The 15,588-nt window shown below is 71.0% G+C and carries 17 protein-coding genes; 7 read left to right on the top strand and 10 right to left on the bottom strand.

The features are described from left to right. Window positions 1-147: 147 nt before the first annotated feature. The 3 genes from AW274_RS34200 to AW274_RS34190 are packed head-to-tail and all read right to left on the bottom strand — an operon-like array spanning window position 148 to window position 2,805. Window positions 148-1,182, bottom strand: a complete 1,035-nt coding sequence (locus AW274_RS34200) for an ABC transporter ATP-binding protein (RefSeq protein ID WP_083975318.1) — start codon at window positions 1,180-1,182, stop codon at window positions 148-150. After that, complete coding sequence (locus AW274_RS34195) at window positions 1,179-1,958, bottom strand: ABC transporter permease (protein WP_063813844.1); 780 nt, start codon at window positions 1,956-1,958, stop codon at window positions 1,179-1,181. Before AW274_RS34195 ends, AW274_RS34200 begins: the two co-directional genes overlap by 4 nt. Next, window positions 1,951-2,805, bottom strand: coding sequence for an ABC transporter permease (locus tag AW274_RS34190; RefSeq protein ID WP_062441665.1), 855 nt, complete (start codon window positions 2,803-2,805; stop codon window positions 1,951-1,953). The genes AW274_RS34195 and AW274_RS34190 overlap by 8 nt, the downstream gene beginning before the upstream one ends. A 122-nt stretch (window positions 2,806-2,927) precedes the next feature. Between AW274_RS34190 and AW274_RS34185 the strand changes: the two genes are divergently transcribed. The 4 genes from AW274_RS34185 to AW274_RS34170 all read left to right on the top strand — a co-directional run bounded on the left by AW274_RS34185 (window position 2,928) and on the right by AW274_RS34170 (window position 6,658). Further along, window positions 2,928-4,016, top strand: coding sequence for a hypothetical protein (locus tag AW274_RS34185; protein WP_062441662.1), 1,089 nt, complete (start codon window positions 2,928-2,930; stop codon window positions 4,014-4,016). 12 nt (window positions 4,017-4,028) lie between these two features. Next, window positions 4,029-4,970: an SIS domain-containing protein gene (locus AW274_RS34180; protein ID WP_062441660.1), complete on the top strand. Its 942-nt coding sequence runs from the start codon at window positions 4,029-4,031 to the stop codon at window positions 4,968-4,970. Between the two features lie 211 nt (window positions 4,971-5,181). Next, window positions 5,182-6,000 carry an SAM-dependent methyltransferase gene (locus tag AW274_RS34175; RefSeq protein ID WP_083975316.1) on the top strand — a complete coding sequence of 273 codons (819 nt, stop codon included), beginning with the start codon at window positions 5,182-5,184 and terminating at the stop codon, window positions 5,998-6,000. Between the two features lie 10 nt (window positions 6,001-6,010). Next, window positions 6,011-6,658 (top strand): MerR family transcriptional regulator, encoded by a 648-nt coding sequence (locus AW274_RS34170; RefSeq protein WP_062441657.1) that lies wholly within the window; start codon window positions 6,011-6,013, stop codon window positions 6,656-6,658. Here AW274_RS34170 and AW274_RS34165 read toward each other — a convergent pair. The 3 genes from AW274_RS34165 to AW274_RS34155 form a co-directional block, all read right to left on the bottom strand. Continuing rightward, window positions 6,626-7,300 (bottom strand): ThuA domain-containing protein, encoded by a 675-nt coding sequence (locus AW274_RS34165; protein ID WP_063813840.1) that lies wholly within the window; start codon window positions 7,298-7,300, stop codon window positions 6,626-6,628. The genes AW274_RS34170 and AW274_RS34165 overlap by 33 nt on opposite strands. 91 nt (window positions 7,301-7,391) lie before the next feature. Continuing rightward, entirely contained in the window at window positions 7,392-8,228 is an 837-nt protein-coding gene (locus AW274_RS34160) for a class I SAM-dependent methyltransferase (protein ID WP_062441649.1), read from the bottom strand. Window positions 8,229-8,242: 14 nt separating this feature from the next. Further along, window positions 8,243-9,325 carry a saccharopine dehydrogenase NADP-binding domain-containing protein gene (locus AW274_RS34155; RefSeq protein WP_062441647.1) on the bottom strand — a complete coding sequence of 361 codons (1,083 nt, stop codon included), beginning with the start codon at window positions 9,323-9,325 and terminating at the stop codon, window positions 8,243-8,245. A 115-nt stretch (window positions 9,326-9,440) separates the two neighbouring features. Here AW274_RS34155 and AW274_RS34150 point away from each other — a divergent pair, with 115 nt between their 5' ends. Beyond that, complete coding sequence (locus tag AW274_RS34150) at window positions 9,441-10,406, top strand: LysR family transcriptional regulator (protein WP_083975314.1); 966 nt, start codon at window positions 9,441-9,443, stop codon at window positions 10,404-10,406. Between the two features lie 6 nt (window positions 10,407-10,412). Here the strand turns inward: AW274_RS34150 and AW274_RS34145 are convergent, their stop codons facing one another. Then, on the bottom strand, window positions 10,413-10,976 hold the full coding sequence (locus tag AW274_RS34145; RefSeq protein ID WP_062441641.1) for a CGNR zinc finger domain-containing protein: 564 nt from the start codon (window positions 10,974-10,976) through the stop codon (window positions 10,413-10,415). A 64-nt stretch (window positions 10,977-11,040) separates the two neighbouring features. Here AW274_RS34145 and AW274_RS34140 point away from each other — a divergent pair, with 64 nt between their 5' ends. Continuing rightward, window positions 11,041-12,237: an MFS transporter gene (locus AW274_RS34140; RefSeq protein WP_062441637.1), complete on the top strand. Its 1,197-nt coding sequence runs from the start codon at window positions 11,041-11,043 to the stop codon at window positions 12,235-12,237. Window positions 12,238-12,249: 12 nt separating this feature from the next. Further along, the gene (locus AW274_RS34135) at window positions 12,250-13,035 is read left to right on the top strand and encodes an MOSC domain-containing protein (protein ID WP_062441634.1); all 786 of its coding nucleotides are present in this window, start codon (window positions 12,250-12,252) and stop codon (window positions 13,033-13,035) included. A gap of 9 nt (window positions 13,036-13,044) precedes the next feature. Here AW274_RS34135 and AW274_RS34130 read toward each other — a convergent pair whose 3' ends face one another. The 3 genes from AW274_RS34130 to AW274_RS34120 are packed head-to-tail and all read right to left on the bottom strand — an operon-like array spanning window position 13,045 to window position 15,308. Beyond that, window positions 13,045-14,253, bottom strand: coding sequence for an alpha/beta fold hydrolase (locus tag AW274_RS34130; protein ID WP_062441632.1), 1,209 nt, complete (start codon window positions 14,251-14,253; stop codon window positions 13,045-13,047). Between the two features lie 4 nt (window positions 14,254-14,257). Beyond that, window positions 14,258-14,659, bottom strand: a complete 402-nt coding sequence (locus tag AW274_RS34125; RefSeq protein WP_062441629.1) for a hypothetical protein — start codon at window positions 14,657-14,659, stop codon at window positions 14,258-14,260. Between the two features lie 40 nt (window positions 14,660-14,699). Next, window positions 14,700-15,308, bottom strand: a complete 609-nt coding sequence (locus AW274_RS34120) for a response regulator transcription factor (RefSeq protein WP_062441625.1) — start codon at window positions 15,306-15,308, stop codon at window positions 14,700-14,702. Window positions 15,309-15,588: the final 280 nt, after the last annotated feature.

Here is a 15,588-nt window from a genome sequence, read left to right as displayed (position 1 = left end):
GCGCATCCGCCCTACGCGGAAACGCGCCGCCGCGCGCCCGGCCGTGCAGGGCGGGGCGCATCCGCCCTGTCGGCGTCCGTGCCCGGAACGGCGCCGCCGCGTCCCGGACTGGCCGGAACGCGGCGGTGGTGAGATCTGAAGCTCTCGTCAGTTCGCGATGAGGACCGCGTCCTCCGGGCGCCACGTGACGCCCACGACGGTCCCCGGCGTGATGCGGGCCGAGCCCTGCGTCGCGGCCAGGACCTTGCGGCCCAGGCCGGTGACCTCGACCGCGATGTGGGAGACGCCGCCGTAGAAGCTCACGTCGACGACCACGCCCTGGACCATGCCCGGCGTCGGCTCGGTCAGCCTGACCCGCTCCGGGCGGATCGCCAGGGCCGACGGGCCGTCGGCCGTCGTCGCCTTCGACGGCAGCGGGCCGAGGCCCTCGGCCGAGAAGACGCCGCCGCGGATCGCGCCCGTGAACAGGTTGTTCGCGCCGATGAAGTCGGCCACGAAGTAGGTGCGCGGGCGGTCGTAGAGCGTCACCGGGGCGTCGACCTGCTCGACCCGGCCCTGGTCCATGACGGCGATGCGGTCGGCCAGCGACATGGCCTCCTCCTGGTCGTGGGTGACCACGACGAAGGTGATGCCGACCTCGTGCTGGAGGCGCTTGAGCTCCAGCTGCATCTCGGCGCGGACCTTCTTGTCAAGGGCCGAGAGGGGTTCGTCCAGGAGCAGCAGGCGGGGGCGCTTGACGATGGCGCGGGCCAGCGCGACGCGCTGCTGCTGGCCGCCCGACAGCTGGGCCGGGCGCCGGTTCGCCATCGGCTCCAGGCCGACCTTCTCCAGCACCTCGCCCACGCGGGCCTTGATCTCGGCCCTGGGGAGGTTCTCCCGCTCCAGGCCGTAGGCGACGTTCTTGGCGACCGTCATGTGCGGGAACAGCGCGTACGACTGGAACATCAGGTTGACCGGCCGCTTGTGCGGGGCCAGCTTGAGCAGGTCGCCGCCGTCGAGACGGACTCCCCCGCTGTCGGGCGTCTCGAACCCGGCCAGGATGCGCAGCAGCGTCGTCTTGCCGCAGCCCGACGGGCCGAGCAGCGCGAAGAACTCCCCCTGCTGGATGTCGATCGAGACGTCCGAGAGGGCCGTGACGTTCCCGAACTTCCGGGATACCCCCTCGATGGAAAGCAGTGTCATTTGAGGGACTCCGTGATTCGGGTCATGCGCTGGACGGCGAGCACCGCGACGACGCTGACGGTCAGCAGGAGGGTGGCCAGGGCGTTGATGTCGGGGGTCACGCCGAACCTGACCATCGAGTAGATCACGATGGGCAGCGTCGGGTCGGTCGGGCCGGCCGAGAAGAAGGCCAGCACGAACTCGTCGAGCGAGAAGGTGAACGCCAGCAGGGCGCCGGCCGCGATGCCGGGGGCCAGGCCGGGCAGGGTGATGCGGAAGAACGTCTGCAGCGGGCTCGCCCCGAGGTCGGTCGAGGCCTCCTCCAGCGAGGTGTCCATCGACGCCAGCCGCACCCTGACGACGACCGCGACCAGCGGGATGCCGAAGGTCAGGTGGGCCAGCAGGATCGAGGTCAGGCCGAGCGTGAAGTCGATCGCCGTGTAGAAGATGAGCAGGCCGATGGCGAGCATCAGCTCCGGCAGGATGGCCGGCATCGTGGCGATGGCCTCGATCACCTTCGAGCGGGTGTGCCGGGCCAGGCCGACGGCGAGGAGTGTGCCGACGACCGTCGAGACCAGGCAGGTGCCGACCGCGACGATGAGCGTGTTGCCGAGCCCCTCGAGGATTGTCTCGTCGCCCGCGAGCTTGCCGTACCAGTCGAGGCTGAAGCCCTCGAAGATGTACGGGTTGTCGCCCGCGTTGAACGACATGAAGACCACGACCGCGATGGGCACGTAGAAGAACAGGTAGACCAGCCACAGCGGCAGGTAGACCAGACGCGACGACTTCTTACGCACTTCTGGTCCTCCGCGAGACGACCGCCTGGGCGAGCAGCAGCACCACCGTGACCACGATCATGACCAGCGCGATCGTGGCGCCGAAGGGCCAGTCGCGGGCCTTGAGGAACTGGTCGCGGATCAGGTTGCCCACCATGATCGCCTTTCCGCCGCCGAGGATCTCCGGCACGACGAAGTTCCCGAAGCTGGGCACGAACACGAGCACGGCCCCGATCAGCGCGGACGGCAGCGTCAACGGCAGCGTGACGCTGAAGAACGTGCGGACCGGAGAGGCGCCCAGGTTGGCGCTGGCCTCCCGCAGGCGCGGGTCGAGCCGCTCGACCGCCGAGTAGATCGGCAGGATCATCAGCGACAGATAGCCGTAGAGCAGGCCGACGACCACGGTGCCCCGGTTGTAGAGCAGGTCGAGCGGCTTGTCGATCAACCCGATGCCGGTGAGCGCCTCGTTGACCAGTCCCGGACCGCTGAGCAGGATCGTCCAGGCGTACATCCGGATCAGGAAGTTCGTCCAGAACGGCAACATGACGGCCAGCAGCGCGATCGTCTTCCACTTCGGCGGAAGCTGCGCGATGGCGTATGCCGTCGGATAGCCGATCAGCAGTGCCAGCACCGTCACCAGGCCCGCGACGACCAGGCTGTCCTGGATCACGTTCAGGTAGAGCGGCTGGAACAGCCTGCTGAAGTTGGCGGTGGTGAATTCGTACACCACGCCACCGAAACGACCGCGCTGGAAGAACATGGTGCTGAGCATGAGCAGCATCGGCACCACGGCCAGCAGCGTCAACATGATCAGCCCAGGTCCGAGGAAGATCAACCGCGCGAGGTTCGAACCTCGCCCACGCGACATACCGGGCCCCCCTTCTGATGTTTGGCGAGTGTTGCAGGAGACATCAAATTAGACAAGACTGTGCCGCGCGGGGTGAGCTCTGAGTTTGTGTTTCCAGTTGAACCGACATTCAGGAGAGCGCGGTGGAGTCCGCAGACTGGGCGTTGCCGGGGAACGTCGTCCTGCGCCTCGGCGAGCAGCTTGAGGCGGGGCCCGGGGTGACCGAGCAGGTCCTCCGGAACCTGGGCGCCGCACCGGCGCCCTTCGCGGTGCGCGCGATGCGCCCGCTGCCGGACTTCCCGGCAGGAGAACGTCCGATCACCGTCGACCAGACCCACCGTTCGGTGGTCGTGGGCGAGAAGGTGATCGTGAAGTGGTTCCCCCATCCGGAGGAGGGCCCGCATCCCGGTCTGGAGATGCTGACCCACCTGACCGAGACGGGGTTCACGCGCACGGCGGAGCCGTACGCGGCGATCTTCTGCGGGCCGGCGCTGGCCGGGCTGGCCACGGCGTACCTGCCGGGGGCCCGCGACGGCTGGGAGTGGTGCGCCGAGGAGGCTGCCGCCGGCCGGACCGCCTTCGCGGCGGAGATCGGCGTCCTGGCGGCCGATCTCCACCTGGCGATGGCGACGCCGTCGGAGGTCGTCGCCGATCCGGTGCGCCTGATGCCGGTCACCGACGGCTGGGCGGCGCGGGCCGCGCGGGCGCTCGACGAGGCGCTGGCGCTGACGACCGACGAGACCGACGCGGCCTGGCTGGCCGACCACGTCGCCGACCTGCGGCGCGAGCTCGCGCCGTTGCAGGTCGCCGGGGAGACCCCGGTCATGCGCGTCCACGGTGATCTGCACGTGGGCCAGATCATCGAATGGGAGGGCGGCTTCTCGCTGATCGACTTCGACGGCAACCCGACCGTGCCGGACGCCTCGCCCTACCAGCCGGCCGCGCGCGACCTGGCCCAGCTCGTGATCAGCGTCGAGAACGCCGGGCAGGTGGCGATCAAGCGGCGCGGCGCCGACCCCCAGGCGATCTCGGCCTGGGTGTGGGGGGCGCGCGAGGGGCTGGAGCAGGCGTACACGAGGCGGTTGGAGGAGGCGGGCCGCGGCGACCTGCTCGACCGGTCGCTGCTGCGGCCGTTCGAGGCCGAGCAGTTGTGCCGGGAGCTCATCTACGCGGGCCGGTTCCTGGAGCGCTGGCGCTACGCCCCCATGGGCGTGCTGCGGACCTGGTTCTGAGAGGCTGCTGGAATGGACGCCGGAAAGTTCCTCGACGACCTGCTCAAGAAGCCCGAGTCGCTCGATCGGCTGGCCGCCGCGCTCGACGCGGGCGGCCTGTTCGACGGCGTCCCCGACACCGTGCGGCGGGTGCTGTTCCTGGGCATGGGCAGTTCCCGGTACGCCGCCCGCGTCGCCGCCCTGCGCCTGCGCGCCCTCGGGGTCGACGCGGTGGCCGACTACGCCTCGGCGGGCCTGGGCTACCCGCCCGACCCGGCGACCCTGGTCGTGGCGATCTCCGCCACCGGGGGCAGCCGCGAGACCCTCGACGCGGTCGCCCGGCACCGGGGCGTGTCGTTCGTGGCCGCGCTCACCAACAAGGAGGGCTCGGCGATCACCGAGGGCGCCGACCACGTCATCCCGATGCTGGCCGGCCCCGAGGAGGGCGGGGTGGCGTGCCGGACCTTCCAGCACACCCTCGCCCTGCTGCTGGCCCTGATCGACCGCAGCGCGGGAGGGGCGCTGGTCAGACGGGCCGCCGAGGCGACGCAGGACCTGCTCGACCGGCGCGGCGAGTGGCTGCCGGGCGTCCTGGAGCTGCTCGACGGTCCCCACGGCGTCTACACGATCGCCCCCGTCGAGCGACTGTCGTCGGCCGACCAGTCGGCGCTGATGGTGCGCGAGGGGCCGCGCCGCCAGGCCACCGCCTGCGAGACCGGCGACTGGGCCCATGTCGACGTCTACCTCACCAAGACCTACGACTACCGCGCGCTGCTGTTCCCCGGGTCGCCCTACGACGAGCAGGCGATGGAGTGGGTCAGGGAACGGGGCTCCACGGTCGTCACCGTCGGCGGCGAGGTCGCCGGGCAGGCCGGGAGCGTGCGTTACCGGCATGACGACGATCCCGGCGTCGCGCTCTTCACGGAGACGCTCGTGGCCGAGCTGGTCGCCGCGTCGTGGTGGGCGCACGGGTAGGAAAGCTACCGGTGTTCCGGCGCTGCCCGGACCTTAAGTGGCTCAATAGTGACATTCCACACCAATTCATAGAGGCCCACCGGGGCGGGGCGCGATCCGTCCCGGCGGGCACAAATCACGCTAATCCCGGACGATTTCACACTCAAGTGCCGGTAGCGGTGATCCGATATTTCGGCATACCGGTGAGTCTGATGCGGTTTAGGATCGCGGCGTGACCCTCGAAAAGGCACCCCCCGGCGTCGACCCTCTCACGCCGAGTGTGGCCCGGATGTACGACTACTTCCTGGGCGGCAAAGACCATTTCGCCGTCGACCGCGAGGCCGCGGAGGCGATCAACGCGATCTCGCCCGACGCGAAGGAACTGGCTCGGGCCAACCGCGAGTTCCTGGGCCGGGCGGTCCGCCACCTGATCGATCAGGGTGTGCGCCAGTTCCTCGACGTCGGCGCAGGCTTGCCCACCCGCGACAACGTCCACGAGGTCGCCCTCCGGCACGCGCCCGACTGCCGGGTCGTGTACGTCGACAACGACCCCATGGTGCTGGTCCACGCCCGCGCGATCCTGGCCGACCACCCGAACGTCATCGTGGCCGAGGGCGACCTGCGCGAGCCCGGCTGGATCCTCGGCGACCCCGAGGTGCGCGCCCACCTCGACCTCTCCCAGCCGGTCGCGGTCCTGATGGTCGCGGTGCTGCACTTCCTCACCGACGACGAGGAGGTCAGGCGGCACGTCGCCGGCTTCCGCGACGCCCTGGCCCCCGGCAGCCACCTGGTCATCTCCCACATGAGCCCCGGCGACGCCGACGGCGACGACCTGGCTGCGGGCCGGGAGATCTACTCGAAGAGCTCGGCCGGCGGCCTCGCCTTCCGCACCCACGACGAGGTGCTGGCGCTGTTCGACGGCTTCACCCTCGACGAGCCGGGACTGGTCGAGATCGCCGACTGGCGTCCCGACGACTCAGCCGCGCCGGCAGCGTCGATGGCGGCGGGCGGAGCGGTCGGGCTCGCCGGAGTGGGCCGGTTGGATAGCTAGCATATCCAGCGTGCGCATCTCCCAGCTCAGCGAAGCGACCGGCGTGCCCATCCCGACGATCAAGTACTACCTGCGGGAAGGGCTCCTGCCGCCGGGCGAACAGGTCTCCGCGACCCGTTCGGTGTACGGCGCCCCCCACGTGCGGCGGCTCCGCCTGATCAGGGCCCTCCTCGAAGTGGGCAAACTGCCCATCTCCTCCATCAGGGCCGTGATCGAGGCGGTCGACGACGAGTCGAAGGGCGTCCACGAGATGCTCGGCACCGCCCACTACGCGCTCTCGCCGAAGACCGAACCCGAGGACACCGAGGAGTGGGCCGACGCCCGCGCCATGGTCGACGAGCTCATCCGCGAACGCGGCTGGCGGGTCGCCCCCTCGGCCCCCGGCCGCGACGAACTCGCCCAGACCATCGTCACCCTCCGCCGCCTCGACCAGAAGGTCACCCTGCCCGACCTGCGCCCCTACGCCGCCGCGGTCGGCGGCCTGGTGCGCGACCACGAGATGTCGCGCATCCCGTTCGACGGCCCCCGCGAGACCGCGATCGAGGCCCACGTGATCGGGACCGTGCTCTACGGCCGGGTCCTGGACGTCGTGCGCCGCCTGGCCGAGGAGTCGGAGTCGGCCCGGCTACTCGCAGATGCCGACGGGCTGCCGAAGTAACCACTGCGCCGCCCGGCAGAGCAGCGTGCGGTGGATCGGGGAGTCGTAGGACCGGGTGTCGTGCCCGAGGGCGTCGTACACGAGCCGACCCCTTCTGACGTTCCGCGCCCAGAGCACCGGCTGCCCCAGCGCGGTCGCCAGCGGCGTGACGTCGGGCAGCACGTCGAGGTCGCTGTAGACCTCGTCGACGACGTCGAAGTCGCGCAGCCCGTCGGTGATGACGTGGTCGCGGTTGACGTGGACGGTGGTCCAGCCGATCGGCGGATGGTGCGACTTGCCCCACTTCCACGAGGCGCCCAGCACCCGCGGCCAGCCCTGCCAGTCGTCGAAGCAGATGGACGCCGTGTGCATGGCCAGCACGCCGCCGCCCTTGTCGAGATGGTCGAGCAGGACCGCGCGGGCGTCGGCGCTGAGCGGGAGGTGCCACTGGTCACGCTGGTCTTCGAAGTGACCACGCTGGTTCTTCCACCGCATGGCGTTGATGGTGATCAGGTCGACCTGCGGAGGTTCGGACAGGGCGCCCGCGATGTCGTCGGTGATCTCCGACTCGACGCCCGCTTCGAGGAGGACCTCGGCCAGTGTGCGTGACGTGGCCGCGAAGTCGTGGGCCACACCTCCGGAAAGAATGAGATTTCGCGCCATACCCGCAACTGCATCACACGTCCCTAGGATCGGGGAATGGCCAAGCGGGTGACCTCCACCGGCGCCAGCCGGACGGGCCGGTCCGGGCGGCTCACCACTGAGCGGTGACCAGCCATGACGCCCCGCCCAGCGTGACCCCTATGGGACCCGTGAAGCGCTCCAGCGTGACCCGCAGAACGGTGCGGGCCGTGGCGGCCGTCAGGGTCGGGTCCCGGTCGAGGATCGCGCGGACCGGACCGGTGCCGACCATGAAGTCGGCCGCGTCCCCGGCGTCCCGGCCGAAGTAGAGGGGCACGTCGGCCGCCGTCGTGGTGATGGTCCGGAAGCCGGCGTCGCCGAGCACCTGGTGGATCCGGGCCCGGTCGGCGAGGGAGAACATCCCGGGTGCGAAGGCGTCGGCGGGCGGCTCCGGCGGATATCCGAGCAGCACCACGCTCGGCACGGTGTACCAGGCGCATCGGGCCGCTTCCTGCGGGCAGACGAAGACGAGACGGCCGCCGGGACGCAGGGCACGGCCGATGTTGGCGAAGGCGGCGACCGGATCGTCGAAGAACATGGTTCCGAACTGGCTGACGGCCACGTCGAAGTGGTCGCCGGGGAACGGATGGATCTGGGCGTCTCCTTCCTCGAACCGCAGGTGGGGAAAGCCCCACCTGGCCTGGTCGGCACGGGCCCGCTCCAGCATCGGCCGGGAGAGATCGACGCCGACGACCTCCCCGCGGGCCGCCAGACCCGCCGCGATGATCGTGGTCTCGCCCGCGCCGCATCCGATGTCGAGCACACGATCCGTCTCGGCGATAGCCGCGGCCCCGAACAGCAGCCGGTGCAACGCGGTGTTCCCGCCGACCATGCGGTCCTGGTGATCGGCCCAATGAGCTCCCTCGGGTCCGTTCCACGCGTTCGCCTGCCCGATGTTGGGGGTTCCCATGAGATCGTTTCCCATCAGTACGCCGGCTGGTGTTCCACGGCCAGCAGGTATTCGCCGAGTTCGTCGAGAAGGGCTCCGGCCGGCCGGAGCCGGTCGATGTGCAGGACGCCGGGAGGGACCGAAGCGGTACACAGGATGCGGGCCACCCGCGCGGTCACGAGCCCGGTGGCGCGGCAGACGTCACGGCCCATGACGGTGCTCGACACCGCGTTCCCACGGTTGTCCGACGCGGTCACGTGGACGACGAATCGGTCCGATCCGAGCCGGAGGCGGGAGAAGGCCGAGACGAACGCCGACTCCGCGCTCAGCCGGCGCACCGCGCCGAAGAACCCGGCGGCCCTGAGGCCGAAGAGGGCCGAGGTGAGGACCCGTGAGTCGAGGCAGATCCGGGTCGTGGCCCGGACCGGTAACGACGCGCTGACCGCGTCCTGGTCGGAGAAGGGGAACGGATGGACGGTCCGGCGTCCCCAGTCGGGAAGCGTCACGCGCAGTGGGCGGGCGCCACGACGACGGCCCGGCCGGACCAGGTTCTCGACGATCCAGCGCACCGAGTCGACGCCGTGGTCGCCGCCCTGACCGAGCAGCAGGCTGATGTCGACCGTCTCCGCCGACGGCAACCGTTCGACGCAGTGGCGTGCCAGCAGGTTGGTCAGCCCCGGGGCCACACCGACACTGAGCACGGCCGTCGCCCCGTGCCGTCTCGCGAGCTGGTCCAGTGACGCGACGGCCTCCACCACCGGAGCCGAGGCGGTGACGTCGACGTAGTGCACCCCCCGGCTCAGGCATTCGCGGGCCAGTTCGGCGTTGGCCCGCTCGACGCACATCACCACCACGGCCGCGTCGTCGAGCATCCGGTCGACGTCGGCGGGATCGGCGACGTCGATCCGGGCCGCCTCGACCGCGTGGCCGGTGGATCGTGCCAGGCTCTCCGCCTTGGCCAGATCGCGGCCCGCCGCGACGGTCCAGCCCGGGAACCAGACGCCGAGCTGCCGCGCGACCGTGCCGCCGACGGCCCCGTATCCGCCGATGACGACGATCGGCTTACCTGTGCCGGGCCGGTCCCGATATTCATCATTGCCGCCATTGATGCCGATCATGAGAATTCCTTTTGGGGAAAAACGTTGAGGTCCTCAGGCTTGCGCGGCCCAGATATGCACACAACTGCAGATATTTCATGATTGACATGCATGCACTGCATGGGACGATTCATCCATGCTTGACCCCTGGACTTTGCAGGTGATGGTCGAGGTGGCGAAGCGCGGTTCCTTCTCCGCGGCGGCCGAGGCCCTGTCGATGACCCAGCCGGCCGTGTCGCGCCAGATCGGCGGCCTGGAACGCAGGCTCGGCGTAGGGCTCTTCCGGCGAACCGCGCGCGGGGTCAAGGCGACCGCGGCCGGCGAGATCGTCGCCGAGCAGGCGCGCGACATCCTGGCGCGCCTGCGGGCGCTGGAACTGCGGGTCGGCGCCTTCACGAACGGCGAGGCCGGACATCTCCGCCTGTCGGCGTTCTCCAGTGCCAACACCTGGTTCATGCCGGAGGTCATCCGGCGCTTCAGCCGAAGCCATCCCGGCGTCAGCCTGAGCCTGGTGCAGGACGACCCCATGGGGGCGCTGCCCGCGATCGAGGACGGCCGGATCGACCTGGCCCTGGTCACCGCCTGGAACCTGTACGCCGACGTGCCCGCGGCCAGGCACGACCCTGCCGCCAAGCCTCTGGACCCCGGCGAGCTCACCACGGTCGACCTGCTCCCCCTGCTGGAGGAGGATTTCCAGGTCGCCTTGCCCGCCGGGCATCGCCTGGCCGGGCACGACCACGTCCGGCTGTCGGACCTGCGGGAGGAAGTGTGGATCGAGGGGGGCTTCCCCGACTGCTTCGGCCCGGTGCCCCAGCTCGCCGAAGCACTCGGCCGCCCGCCTCGGATCGGGTTCTTCTGCGACGACTGGTCCGGCAAGCAGGCACTCGTCGCGGGCGGGTCCGGCGTGATGCTCGTACCCACGCTGGCGCGGAGCGCCGCGCATCCCGAGGTGGTGCTGCGGCCGCCCCTTCCCCCGCTTCCGCCCCGCGCGCTGTACGCGGCGGCCCTCGCACCGCCGTTCCGGCTCCCGGCCGTGACGGCGCTGCTCGACGTGCTCACCGACGTGCTCACCGACGTGGGCGGAGAACCCGGCGGAACCTGATCTCCCTCAGCCCCGCCGACGCCCGCGGTAGGCGGCCGTCTTGGCACGGGCGGTGCAGGCGGCGCCGCAGTATCGGCGCGATCCGTTGCGCGTGAGGTCGATGTAGATGGCATCGCACCGGTCGGCCGCGCACTGCCCGAACCTGCCGGTGCCGTAGCCATCGACGATCAGTGCCAGCGCGGTGGCGAACTCGCCGCCCATCGCCTGGACTCGGGTGCCGCCCTGCCCATGGAAGTGCAGGTGGAACGGCTGACCCACGTCCTCGACGAGGTAGGGCTGCGCGCGGTATCTCCGGATCATCGCGTTGATGCGCGCCGCCTGGTCGGCGGCATGCTCCGCCAGCAACGCAGCGCGCAGTTCGCCGGCCAGCTCGGCGAGCTGCGCGCCCGCGGCGGGGTCGTCGCGCAGGTCCGTCCCGGCGCGGTCACCGGCCGCGGCGGCGAACGCCGCCACCAGGTCAGCGTCGCGCGGGCACGGCGTCGGGACGCCCCCTCGTCGCTGGGAGGTCGCCATGTTGACCAGATCGGCGATCAGGGGAACCTGCCGGGTGACGTTACAGGCTATTTCCAATTGACCGGTAACACCCCTCCGTGTTGTCATGAGCAAAATCCGACTTGATGGTAACGGGGATGTCGTGATCGCGTCCTATCGCCGCGTGCTGTCCAGCCCGGGGGTGCCTTTTCTGCTGTCCGTGGAGGTCCTCGTGCGGTTGAGCACTCCCGTACTCAGCCTCGCACTGATGTTGTCCGCCCTCGACCGTTCCGGCTCCTACGCGACGGCCGGTCTGGTCCTCACCGGACACGCCCTCGCCCTGGCCGCGTGCGCGCCGCTCGGAGGCCGTCTTGCCGACCGGAACGGCCCGCGCCGGACGCTCGCGGCCTACCTCGCCGTCCACGCCGCCGCCTATGCCCTGCTTCTGGCCGCTCACCGGGCCGGGCCGGCGACGATGGGTGGCGCCGCCGTCCTGCTGGGCGCGACCACCCCTCCCGTCGCGGCGGTCATCAGGGGCGCCTGGCCCATGTTGGTGCCCGCCGGGTCGTTGAACACCGCCTACGCCATGGACAACGCGATCAACGAGGTGATGTTCGTCCTCGGCCCGCTGCTCGTCCCGCCGCTGATGCTGGTGACGCCGGCGCACGGGGTGGTCGCCGCGGCGGGTGCGGCACTGCTCGCCGGCGGCCTCCTCGCGCTCCTGTCTCCTGCCGTACGCCGGGCGCCGGTCCTCACGCCGTCCAGGCGGAACGGGTCGAGGACGGCACGGCTGATCGGCCCGCTCAGCGATCAGTGCACCCTGGCTGTGCTGGTACTGGCCGCTTTCGGCACGTTCACCTTCGGCTGTCTGCGCGTCGCCACGGTGGCCGAGTCCACCGTGTCCGGCTCGCCGCCGGCGGCGGGAGTGCTGATGGGGCTTCTGTCGGCCGGCGCGCTCGTCGGCGCCCTCGGCTACGGGGCCCGGCAGTGGGCCGTCTCCGGCAGACGCCTGCTCATCGTGATCCCCCTGGCGGACGGCGCCCTCATGCTGGCCGGGGCCCATGCCCCGAACCTCCTGGTGCTGGCCGGGCTCGTCACCGCGATCGGGCTGGTGACGGGCCCCCGCGACGCGATCCATCCCGTGCTGCTGGCGGAACACGCCCCGGCCCGCTATCGCACGGAGGTCTTCGCCTGGCTCAACACCTTCATGTGGACCGGTTACGGCCTGGGCACCGCCGTCGCGGGCCGCCTGACCGGGCCCTCCGACGACGGCACGGCGGCGTTCACCGCCTCCTCGGCGGCTGCGGCGGTGAGCACCATCGTGGCCGCCGTCGCCTATCGGCCCGGTCGACGTGCGTGAGAGGAGCGGCTGATGCCCGAGGTCGCCGAGTTGCTCTGCTATCCCGTCAAGGGATGCGCCGCCACGTCGGTCACCAGGACGACGCTGACGAGCACCGGGCTGGAGCATGACCGCAGCTTCATGGTCGTCAGCGACGAGGGCGTCTACCGCAGCCAGCGCCGGGACCCACGACTGGCCGTGATCCGTCCGGCCGTCGGCGACGGCGGCGAACGGCTCACGCTTGAGGCCCCGGACGCCGGGACGCTGGAGGTGCGCGTGGACGTCCGCGGTCCGCGGCGCCGGGTCGACCTGTTCGGCGCCGCCTCCTGGGGCATCGACCAGGGCGAGGCGGCGGCCCGGTGGTTGTCGGAGCTGCTCGGCGCCCACAGCCGGCTCGTCCGCGTACCGCTCGCCGGCGCCTTCAGCTACGCCGACAGTTCCGCCCTGCACGCCCTCTCCCTGTCCAGCCTCCGGCTGCTCAACACGAAGCTGGCCACCCCGCTGCCCCTCGACCGCTTCCGCCCGAACATCGTGATCGACGGCTGGGACGAACCGCACACCGAGGACCGGGCGCGCCGCGTCAGCGTCGGGGAGACCGAACTGCTCTACGTGAAGCCGGCCATCCGCTGCGCCGTCACCATGATCGAGCAGACGTCCGGGACGAAGGCGGGCCCGGAACCGCTGCGCACCCTCGCCGGCTACCGGCGCACCGCTCGGGGCACGATCGCCTTCGGCGTGAAGTTCGGTGTGCTGAAGCCCGGCGCGATAGCGGTCGGCGACGAGGTGCGGGTGGACGTCTGGGGGGAACCCGAACCGTGACCCCGCCGCTCACCTGGGCTGGATCAGGCCCATCACCTTCCGGATGACCGTGTCCCCCGACACCCGCAGCCCGTCGTGTTCCCACTCGTTCGTCACCCACGTCGTCACGTTGGCGACCTCGCGGGCCGTCTGCGCCGACAGGCCCTCGTCCACGTACATGTCGTCGTAGTAGACGACCGCGCCGACCGGCACCTCGTTGGAAGCGAGGCGCTCCGGGTCGTAGAGGGGAGACCACGTCATCTGGGCCAGGCAGTGGGCCGTCTCCCTGAACGGCCGCAGGGCGCGGATCTCGTCGAACATCCAGGGGTAGATCATCTCGCCGGTCAGGGGCAGGTCGGGGGCCAGGCGGTGGGCCGACCAGTTCGTCGGGGCGCCCTGGGAGTAGATGGACTCGTGCATGACCGCGTACAGGGGACTGCCGGCGAAGGACGTGTCGGCCATGACCTGGTAGAGGAACTCGTCGGAGAGTTCGCCGCCGACCCACGCCTCGGTCAGGAGCCAGTGCAGGGACTCGGCGCCGCTGCCGGTGCCCAGTTCCATGCCGAGGAACTTCAGGCGGTGGGGGGTGAGGCGGTCGCCGTCGGGGAGGCGGACGTCGGTGCGGTCGAGGAAGGCGAGCAGGCCGTCGAGGCGGGCGCGGTCGTCGGGGTGGCGGGCGAAGTAGCCGTCGAGCTTGCCGGCCACGCGGCGGTAGGTGCGGCGGTAGACCTCGTCGGCGTCGGCGTGCAGGCCCGGCAGGCCGCCCGTCACGTAGCAGGCCGACAGGGAGTCGGGGGCCTTCGACAGGTACGTCAGCGTCACGAAGCCGCCGTACGACTGGCCCAGGGTCGACCAGCGGTCGACGCCGAGGGCGCGGCGGATGTGCTCGGCGTCGTCGACGATCGCGTCGGCGCGGAAGTGGGACAGGTAGGCGGCCAGTTCGGGGCCGTCGGGGTGCGGGAGGGACTTGGCCGTCACGGGGCTGCTGCGGCCGGTGCCGCGCTGGTCGAGCAGGAGCACGCGGTGGGTGCGCAGCAGGTGGCCGAGCCAGCCGTCGCCGGCCAGCGGACGGGGGGCCTTGCCGCCGGGGCCGCCCTGGAGGAAGACCAGCCACGGCAGGTCGTCGCCCGCGCGTCTCGGGTCGACCGCCTCACGTGCGAAGACCTCGATGAGGCCCTTGGACGGATCGGCGTGGTCGAGCGGGACGGTGAAGACGTGGTCGGTCAGCGAAACGGTCACCGCGTCACGATAGCGACTCCGCTTCGGCCTCGGCGGCGTCGGCCTCGGCCGCCTTCCCCGCCGCGCGGAGCACCCGTGACAGGGTCGCCAGGGAGACGATCAGCGGCGGGCCGCCCAGGCCGCGGGCCAGGGAGACGGCCTCCTCGGCCAGCGGGAGCGCCATGGCGGGGCGGCGGATCAGGGTGTCGGCGCCCGATCGGAGGGCGCGCACCAGCGTGCCCCCGTGTTCGAGGGCGTCGTGTTCGCACAGCAGCCGCGCGGCGCGGACCGCCCCGTCGACCGAGGCCGGCGAACGGGCGACCCGGGCGTGCGCGAGGAGAGCGTCGACGACTTCGGGGCCGGCCGCTCTTCTGGCTATCGCCGCGAGGTGCAGGCGGATCTGCTCCTCGTTCTCGTACGGTTCCACTGGGCCCAGCGTCTTCCCGACGCCGAGCCACACGCAACCCTCAGAGCCTTTGGAGTCCCAGGTCTTCGGTCACCCGGCGGAGGTCTCGGGGGTTGCCGAAACCCAGTTTCACCTGGATACGGACGACCAGTTGGTCGACGGAGAGCTCTTCGACGTTCATGGCCTTGGCCGCCTCGGGGTGGGTGCAGCCCGTGGAGATGAGCCGCAGCGCCTCGGTCTCGCGCGGCGACAACGCGGGCCGCAGGCAGAGCGTCGAGGTGGCCGAGGCGAGCTGGCCGCGCAGGACCGAGGCCAGGCCCTGGCCGAGCGCGAACCCGCCGGCGGCGGCCTGGAGGACGGCGTGCCGGAACTCCTCGGGCGTGGTGTTCCTGGGCAGATAGCCGGACGCGCCCGCCTGGAGGGCGTCGACGACGTCGGCCGGCTCGCCCGCGGCGGCGGTGACCAGGACGCGGGCCCGGGGCGCCCACCCCTCGATCTCGGTGAGGGCCGGGCGGCGGTCGCCGCCGTAGAGGGCCAGGAGGACGACGTCGATCTCGGCGTCGGCGGGCGGGGCGGTGACGACCGACCCCACTTCGGGCATCCGGGTCAGCAGGCGGCGGATCCCGGCCTGTGCGTGCGGGTGATCGTCGGCAACGGCGACTCTGATCATGGTGTCCCACCCCCAAAATTAGATTCTGGACACGCGATACGGCCCTGGACAAGGGGATATCCGGACGAACTTTTTCGCTATTTACGCATGTCCGCGATACGGACCGGGCATACCGGTCACCTCTGCCCTCCAGTATTGCCAACGGACATCAATGCTCGCGCCCTGTTCGCCAAGGTCAGGGCAACGACGCAGGTCAGGGCTTCGCCACTGTCGGTTACGCCCTATGCCCAACCGGTTTGCAGCGACAAGGTGACATTTCTAGTCCGGTGACAAGCTGACG

It is taken from the genome of Herbidospora daliensis (assembly GCF_001570585.1).
Lineage (GTDB): Bacteria > Actinomycetota > Actinomycetes > Streptosporangiales > Streptosporangiaceae > Herbidospora > Herbidospora daliensis.
Note: the sequence above shows the minus strand (reverse complement) of the source record. Positions and strands in the feature narration are given on the sequence as shown.